This is a genomic window from Bordetella sp. (genome assembly GCF_057362025.1).
Genome location: NZ_JBMQQZ010000057.1, coordinates 1 through 7686 on the forward strand (window position 1 = coordinate 1; position 7686 = coordinate 7686).

Below are 7686 nucleotides of genomic sequence, written 5' to 3' on the forward strand. Positions count from 1 at the left end.
ACGCGCACGGACGACTGGCGCTGCGCACGGTGCATCGCCCCGCACGCGGCGGCCAGGCGGCTTATGGCTATCGCGAGCGCTACGCATGGGATGACGGCGGCCGCGTGGTTCGCCACGACCTTCCGGAAGGGGGAAGCCTGACCTACGCCTACGGCGCAGGCGGCCGCGTAACGCGCATCGCCTGGGAGCATCGCGGCGACAGGCGGGAACTGTTGCGCGCCTTGCCGGAAGGCGGCTACCTGCATGGGAACGGCCTGCGCACGCAGGGGATGATGCGCGAGGGCGCGCTGGAGACCCTGCTGGTCGACGATCCCGGGGCGCCCGACCGCGCGCCGTTGCTGTTGCAGCACTTGCGCTACGACGCGGCGGGCCGCATCGCGCGGGAGACCCTGCGCGTCGCCGACTGGAAGGGCGTGTACGCCTACGGCTATGACGACGACGCGCGGCTTGCCGGTGCCGAGGCCGGCCTGGACATGCCGGAGACGCCGCGCCGGGATCGCACCGCCGCCGGTGCCGCGATCTCTCGGGGCGATGCAAGCCCCGCGGATGCCGGCCCCGCCACCATCGTCCCGCGTACGATCCGCGCCTGGCGCTACGCCTGGCACGCAGCCGGCGACGCAATGGCGACCCAGGATGGCACGACGACCCGCGTGCACCGCGCGCGCCGCGATGCCAGCGGACTGCCCCTCGAACACGGCGCCCTGCGCCTGCGCTACGGACCGGATAGAAGGCTGGCCAGCGTCATGCGGGGACGCGCGGAACTGGCGCGCTATACGCACAACGCCTACGGCGAGCGCATCCGGCGACGAGCGGGCACCCGCACGGAGGACTATCTCTATGCATCCAACCGGCTGGTAGCGATCGCCCGCCCCCTCCCCGACGGCGGCGTGGGCGTGGTGCAACGCTACGTCTATGCCGGATGGGTGCCGGTCGCCATGATCGTCTATCCCCGTCCGCGGCCCTTGGGGCTGGCCGGCGGCCCCGCACCGGCTCCCGTCTTCCATGCGGTGCACGCGGATGCGATCGGCCTGCCCCATGCCGTCACCGATGCAGGCGGCCGGGTGCGCTGGCGCGCGCTGTGGTCGCCCACCGGCGTCGCCATCGCCACGGACGGCGACGTGCCCATGCCATTGCGCCAGCCCGGCCATATCCACGATGACGCGACAGGCCTGCACGACAATTACCTGCGTACCTACGACCCGCGCCTGGGGCATTACCTGGAACCCGATCCGGCCGGCCCCATGCCCGATACCCGGCCCTACGGCTACGCCGGCCAGCAGCCGCGCCGCCATATCGATCCCCATGGCCTGCTGCTGTTCGCCTTCGACGGTACGAGCCACGATCGCGGCGCGCGCACCAATGTCGCGCTGATGAGCGGGTGGTACGGGGATGGCACGGCTTTCTATCATCGCGGGCCGGGGTTCGCGCGGCCGCGCATGGTGGATGCCGCGACGGCCGGCTCATCGCCCGACATCCTGGAAACGCAATGGAATGCGCTATTGCGCGAGATCGCGGCACGTGGCCGCGCCGACACCCTCGCGATCGACCTGCTGGGCTATTCCCGTGGCGCAGCGCTGGCCATGCATTTCGGCAACATGATCGCCGAGCGCCATCGGGCGGGCCGCTTCTGGACACGCGACCCCGCGCTGGGCACGGTCACCGCCTGCGCGGATTTGCGCTTCATCGGCCTGTTCGACGCGGTGGCGCAGTTCGGCGTGCTGGGATCGCGCAACGCGGATTACAACCTGGCGGTATCCGCCGAATGGCGCTGGGTCGCGCATGCGGTGGCGCTGCATGAACGCCGCAGGCTGTTTCCCTTGAGCGCGGCGCCCGAGGACAACCCCAACGTGGCGGAGGCGCCCTTCATCGGCGCGCACGGCGACATCGGCGGCGGCTATCTGCCGCATCCGGCCGACCCGGTAAGCGCCCGGCCGGGTGGCGACCTGTCGGACGTCGCCCTGGCCTGGATGCTCAAGCAGGCGGAATACGCCGGGGCCGCCTTCCTGCCGCCGCCCGCGGCGTTTCAACGGGTCGCCAACCCTATCGTGCACGACGAACGGGGACGCCGCGGCCGCCGGACGGGCGAAGACCGCGCCGTACTGCGAGGCGCTGGCGACACGCTGGTGGCAAGCCAGGCGGAACATGCCCGATACGGTGCCGCCGCGCGCACCGAAGTGGAGGCATTCATCCGCCGGGTGCGCGGCTGGACGGAAAACGACGAATCCGCCGTCGCCACCGTGGACATGGAAGGCTATCGCGGCTGGTTGCGGCGAACGCTGGATCTGGACCTGCCCGCCTGAGCCGGCGACGGACGAGGTACCCGGATAAATCACGGTATCATCCCGTAATTCGCGGCATTGCGTCCCGCCGCCTGTTTTCCCGTCTTTTCCGAGTCCCCATGCTCCCAGAGCAACAGCACCTTCTTGTCTCCCTACTGCAAGACGCCGTCGGCACCCTGCTGCCGGAAGCGCGGCCCACGATTCTGCTGGAACGCCCCAAGGTCGCGGCCCATGGCGACGTGGCGACCAATGTCGCCATGCAGGTCGCCAAGGCCGCCAGGCGCAATCCGCGCGAGCTGGCCCAGGCCATCGTCGACGCCCTGACAGCCGACGCCCGCGCACGCGATATCGTCGAGGCGGCCGAAGTCGCGGGGCCCGGTTTCATCAACATCCGCGTTACCGCGGCCACGCGGCAGGCCGTGCTGACCGCCATCGCGGCGCAGGGCGACACCTACGGCCGCGCCGCGCGCCATGGCGAAAAAGTCCTGGTCGAATTCGTTTCGGCCAACCCCACCGGTCCGCTGCACGTGGGCCATGCGCGCCAGGCAGCCCTGGGCGACGCCATCTGCCGGCTTTACGATGCCGCCGGCCATGATGTCACGCGCGAGTTCTACTACAACGACGCCGGCAACCAGATCCACAACCTGGCGATCAGCGTGCAGGCGCGCGCCAAGGGCATGGGCCCCGAATCGCCCGGCTGGCCCGAAGACGGCTACAAGGGCGAATACATCGTCGACATCGCCAAGGACTTCATCGCCGGCGCGGCCGTGCGCGCGGCCGACGGCGAGGAAACCGTCGCCACCGGCAACGTCGACGACCTGGAAGACATCCGGCGCTTCGCCGTGGCCTATCTGCGCCGCGAACAGGACCGCGACCTCCAGGCCTTCGACCTGACCTTCGACAACTTCTTCCTGGAGAGCTCGCTCTACACCAGCGGCCGCGTCGAACAGACCGTCGCCCGGTTGATCGCCAGCGGCCATACCTACGAAGAAGAAGGCGCGCTCTGGCTGCGCACCACCGAGTTGGGCACGGGCGACGACAAGGACCGCGTGATGCGCAAGCGCGAAGGGGGCTACACCTACTTCGTGCCGGACGTCGCCTACCATGTGAACAAATGGGAGCGCGGCTACCATCGCGCCGTCAACATCCAGGGCAGCGACCACCACGGCACCGAGGCGCGCGTGCGCGCCGGCCTGCAGGCCCTGGACATGGGCATCCCCAAGGACTATCCGGCCTACGTGCTGCACAAGATGGTCAAGGTGATGCGCGGCGGCGAAGAGGTCAAGATCTCCAAGCGCGCCGGCAGCTACGTCACCATGCGCGACCTCATCGATTGGGTGGGTCGCGACGCCGTGCGCTACTTCCTGATCCAGCGGCGCGCCGATACCGAATTCGTCTTCGACGTCGACCTCGCGCTGTCGCAAAGCGACGAGAACCCGGTCTACTACATCCAGTACGCCCACGCGCGCATCTGCTCCATGGTGGGGCAATCGGGCGAAAACGAACAGGACATCGCCGCCGCCGACATCGCGCGCCTGACGGCGCCGACCGAATTCGCGCTGATGCAACGGCTGGCCGAATTCCCCAACGTCATCCAGCTCGCGGCCCAGGAACTGGCGCCCCATCACGTGGCCTTCTGGCTGCGTGACTGCGCGGCGGACTTCCACGCCTGGTACAACGCCGAACGCGTACTGGTCGACGATATCGCCCTGAAGCGCGCCCGCCTGCGCCTGGCGGCGGCCACGCGCCAGGTGGTGGCCAACGGCCTGGCGCTGCTGGGCGTTTCCGCGCCCGAGCGCATGTAGGTTGCCATGGCGAAACGCAAACCCGCGAAGCGATCGTCCGAACGCGGCAGCACGCTCTACGGCGTACTGACCGGCCTGCTCATCGGGCTGATCGTGGCTGCCGCCGTCGCGTTCTATGTGACACGCGCTCCGGTACCTTTCGTCGACCGGGCTTCGCGCCATGCCGACCAGTCACCCCTGCCCGACGTCCGCAACGCGCCCGACCCCAACGCCGGCCTGTACGGACGCGACGGTGCCGCCGGCATTGCGCCGACCGGCCCGACGGCCACGCCGGCGTCCCCGCTGCCCGGGGCCCAGCCCTCGACGTCCGGCACCGCGTCCCATGGGCCGGACGATCTGGGCGCGCTGATCGCCACGCTGCCGACGACACCGGAACCGCCCCCTCGCGCCGCGGATAAGCCCGCGGAGAAGGGCGCCGACAAAGCGGCGGAGAAGCCGGCGGCCAAACCGTCGGCGCCCGCCGCGGTAGCCAGCGCCAGCCCGTCGGGCCGCGACTCCGCCAAAGAAGCCGGCGGCAAGTACTTCCTGCAGGCCGGCGCCTACCGCGCCGCCGACGATGCCGAGGCGCTGCGGGCGCGCATCCTGCTGCTGGGCCTGCCGGTCGCGGTGCAGCGCGCGGAGGTCAACGGCAAGCCGATCAACCGGGTCCGGGTCGGGCCTTTCGCGCGCCTGGACGATATGAATCGCGCCCGCACACGCCTGGGAGAAAACAAAATCGAAGTGGCGGTGGTCCGCCAGTAGCGCCCGTGGCGGAACTCGCCCACGTCGCGCCTGTCTCTATTGTCTTTGCGGCCCGTCGCCTATCGCATGCGCTTCGCGCCCCTGGCGGCCGGGCTACGCTCGCCGACAGCACTCTCCTTAGACCTCAACCTGGGATCCAGACCGACATGTCCAAACTGCTTAGCCGCCTGCTGGCGGTTTCCGCCCTCGCCGCCACGGCCTTGTTCGCGCCCGTCAGCAACGCCCAAGGCGTCCAGCCGGGCGCGCAACCCTACCAGGTGGTCAACCCGGCCATCGCCAGCGACCACGCGGGCAAGATCGAGGTCATGGAGTTCTTCGCCTACACCTGCCCCCACTGCGCGGCGATGGAGCCCATGGTCGAAGCCTGGGCCAAGACCGCGCCCGCCGACGTGGTGCTGGTCCAGGTGCCGGTTGCTTTCAACGCATCGATGAAGCCGCTGCAGCAGCTGTACTACACGCTGCAAACCTTGAACCGCCCGGACCTGCATAGCAAGGTGTTCACCGCCATCCACCAGGAACACAAGCAGCTCTTCACGAAGTCCGCGATGGAGGACTGGGTTGCATCGCAGGGCGTGGACCGCAAGAAGTTCGAAGAAATCTTCGATTCGTTTTCCGTCAATACGCAGGTCGAACGCGCCACGCAGTTGACCAAGCAGGCCAATATCGACGGCACGCCGTCCTACCTGGTCGGCGGCAAGTACCTGACGTCGCCGGTCATGGCAGGCAACAGCTATCAGGGCGCGCTGGACGAAGTGAACAAGCTGCTGCCGATGGCGCGCGACAGCAAGTGATCACGGCCGCCGGCTGACGCCGGTCGCCCGTCGACGATTACCCCTGGGGCGGCGCCACGGCGCGATCCAGTGCCTGCCGCAAATCGTCGATCAAGTCCGATGGCGATTCCAGCCCGATATGCAGGCGCACGACGGCCTGGCCGTCGCCGCGCCAATAGCGGTGGCCCGCCAGCATCTGCAGCGACACCAGCTGCACGAGGCTTTCGAAGCCGCCCCACGAATAGCCGATGCTGAACAGCCGCAGGCTGTCGACGAATACCCGTGCCTGGGCCGGCGCCAGCCGCAAGGCCACGGCCATCATGCCGTTGGACCCGGTGCAATCGCGCCGCCACAGCGCATGTCCGGGATCGGATGGCAAGGCGGGATGATAGAGGCGCGCCACCTCCGGACGCTGCGCCAGGAAGCCGCACACTTCCAACGCATTGCGCGCATGCTGCGCCATGCGCAACGGCAGCGTGCGCACGCCGCGCAGCGCCAGCCAGGCATCGTCGGCGCTGATCGAGTACCCCATCGCGTATTGCGTTTTGTTGATACGCCGCGCCAGTTCCTCGTCGTTGGTCACGACCGCCCCCAGCATCAGATCGGAGTGTCCGCCGACGTATTTCGTGCCCGCCACCACGGACACCTGCGCGCCCAAGGCCAGCGGCTGATAGATATAGCCGGAGCCCCAGGTATTGTCGGCGGCCAGCACCAGCCCATGCCGCCGCGCCTTCTCCGCCAGGGCGGGGATATCCAGCATTTCGAACAACAGCGACCCCGGCGATTCCACGTACATCAAGCGCGTGTTCGGCCGCACCAGCGCGTCGATATCGTCATGATTCGGCGCGAAATACGTAAGCTCGATGCCCAGGCGCGCCAGCACCGCCTGGTCCAGCGCATGCACCGGACCATAGACGTTGTCGGCCACCAGCGCGTGTTCGCCGGCGGACAGCAGCGACATAAAGGCCAGCGTAATGGCGGACAAGCCCGAGGGCGCCAGATAGCAGTGGGTGCCTTGCTCCAGGTGCTTGAAGACATCTTCCAGCGCCACGTGGGTATCCAGGCCCATGCGGCCATACGCCACGACGCGCTCGCCGGCGGCCTTGCGGCGTTCCGCATCGTCCAGCGCCTGCAGGTCGCGGAAACGCACGGTACTGGTGCGAACCGGCGGCAGGCCCACCGGCGCCGCGCCGCTGGCGGGGTCGAATTCGGCAATACCGGTGTGCTGCAGCAAGGTGTCCAGGTGAGGGGATCGAGAGGCCATTGGGATGTAGGAATCAGGTTGCCGATTCGCCTATGATGCCACTTTCGTTCTCGGCCATCTTCCATGCCGGATATCCACACCCTGACCACTTTTTTCGGCATCGCGGTGCTCCTGGCGTTGTCGCCCGGCCCGGACAATCTGTTCGTGCTGATGCAGTCGGCGCTGTGGGGGCGATCCGCCGGGCTGATGGTGGTACTGGGCCTGTGCACCGGCCTGCTGGGCCACACGGCCGCGGTGGCCGTGGGACTGGCGGCGGTTTTCGCGGCCTCGCCGCTGGCCTTCGCGACGCTGAAATGGGCCGGCGCGGCTTACCTGGCCTATCTGGCATGGCAGGCATTCCGCGCGCCGGCCGGCGCAGCGGGCGGCGCCGCGCCGCCCCGCATGAAGCCGTCGGCGCTGTACGCGCGCGGCATTGTCATGAACCTGACGAATCCCAAGGTGCTGCTGTTCTTCCTGGCCTTCCTGCCGCAGTTCGCCACGCCCGCCGCGGGCCCGGTCGGCCCGCAGATCGTCGTGCTGGGCGGCGCTTTCATGCTGGCGACCTTGCTGGTGTTCGGCGCCATCGCGTTCTTTTCCGGCGCGGCCGGGGCGATGCTGCAGCGGTCGGCGCGCGCCCGCAAGGTCCTGAATACCTGCGCGGGCCTGGTCTTCGCGGGATTGGCGCTGCGCCTGGCGACGTCGGTGCGCTAGGGCCTGTTAACGCTAGAAGGAGCCTCGCATGAGTACGCAAACCGGTGGATGGCAAGGCACGAAGCGCAGTCGTGGTGATGCCACGGCGAGCATTCGTAACGCGGCCAGGCGCCGGTTTGCGTACTCACCCTTCGGGC

At 68.8% G+C, this 7686-nt stretch carries 6 protein-coding genes; 5 read left to right on the forward strand and 1 reads right to left on the reverse strand.

Features of this window, described 5'->3' with window-relative positions; all coding sequences use genetic code 11:
* The 4 genes from ACO1P8_RS11165 to ACO1P8_RS11180 all read left to right on the forward strand — a co-directional run.
* A partial coding sequence (locus ACO1P8_RS11165) for a phospholipase effector Tle1 domain-containing protein (protein ID WP_486295956.1) occupies positions 1–2300 on the forward strand: 2300 nt, incomplete at its 5' end.
* Positions 2301–2398: 98 nt separating this feature from the next.
* Entirely contained in the window at positions 2399–4084 is a 1686-nt protein-coding gene (gene argS, locus ACO1P8_RS11170; protein ID WP_486295957.1) for an arginine--tRNA ligase, read from the forward strand.
* Positions 4085–4090: 6 nt separating this feature from the next.
* A complete protein-coding gene (locus ACO1P8_RS11175) occupies positions 4091–4825 on the forward strand; it encodes an SPOR domain-containing protein (protein ID WP_486295958.1) in 735 nt (244 codons plus the stop codon).
* 146 nt (positions 4826–4971) lie between these two features.
* Complete coding sequence (locus ACO1P8_RS11180) at positions 4972–5616, forward strand: thiol:disulfide interchange protein DsbA/DsbL (protein WP_486295959.1); 645 nt, start codon at positions 4972–4974, stop codon at positions 5614–5616.
* A 37-nt stretch (positions 5617–5653) separates the two neighbouring features.
* On the opposite strand, the gene metC is transcribed toward ACO1P8_RS11180, so the two are convergent.
* Positions 5654–6859 (reverse strand): cystathionine beta-lyase, encoded by a 1206-nt coding sequence (gene metC / locus ACO1P8_RS11185; protein ID WP_486295960.1) that lies wholly within the window; start codon positions 6857–6859, stop codon positions 5654–5656.
* Between the two features lie 63 nt (positions 6860–6922).
* Here metC and ACO1P8_RS11190 point away from each other — a divergent pair, with 63 nt between their 5' ends.
* Entirely contained in the window at positions 6923–7549 is a 627-nt protein-coding gene (locus tag ACO1P8_RS11190; protein ID WP_486295961.1) for a LysE family translocator, read from the forward strand.
* The last annotated feature ends 137 nt before the right edge of the window (positions 7550–7686 follow it).

Excerpts from the sequence above, each read along its gene's own strand:
- metC (WP_486295960.1), bottom strand. The coding sequence starts at position 6,859 with ATGGCCTCTCGATCCCCTCACCTGGACACCTTGCTGCAGCACACCGGT.
- ACO1P8_RS11190 (WP_486295961.1), top strand. The coding sequence starts at position 6,923 with ATGCCGGATATCCACACCCTGACCACTTTTTTCGGCATCGCGGTGCTC.
- ACO1P8_RS11175 (WP_486295958.1), top strand. The coding sequence starts at position 4,091 with ATGGCGAAACGCAAACCCGCGAAGCGATCGTCCGAACGCGGCAGCACG.
- argS (WP_486295957.1), top strand. The coding sequence starts at position 2,399 with ATGCTCCCAGAGCAACAGCACCTTCTTGTCTCCCTACTGCAAGACGCC.
- ACO1P8_RS11180 (WP_486295959.1), top strand. The coding sequence starts at position 4,972 with ATGTCCAAACTGCTTAGCCGCCTGCTGGCGGTTTCCGCCCTCGCCGCC.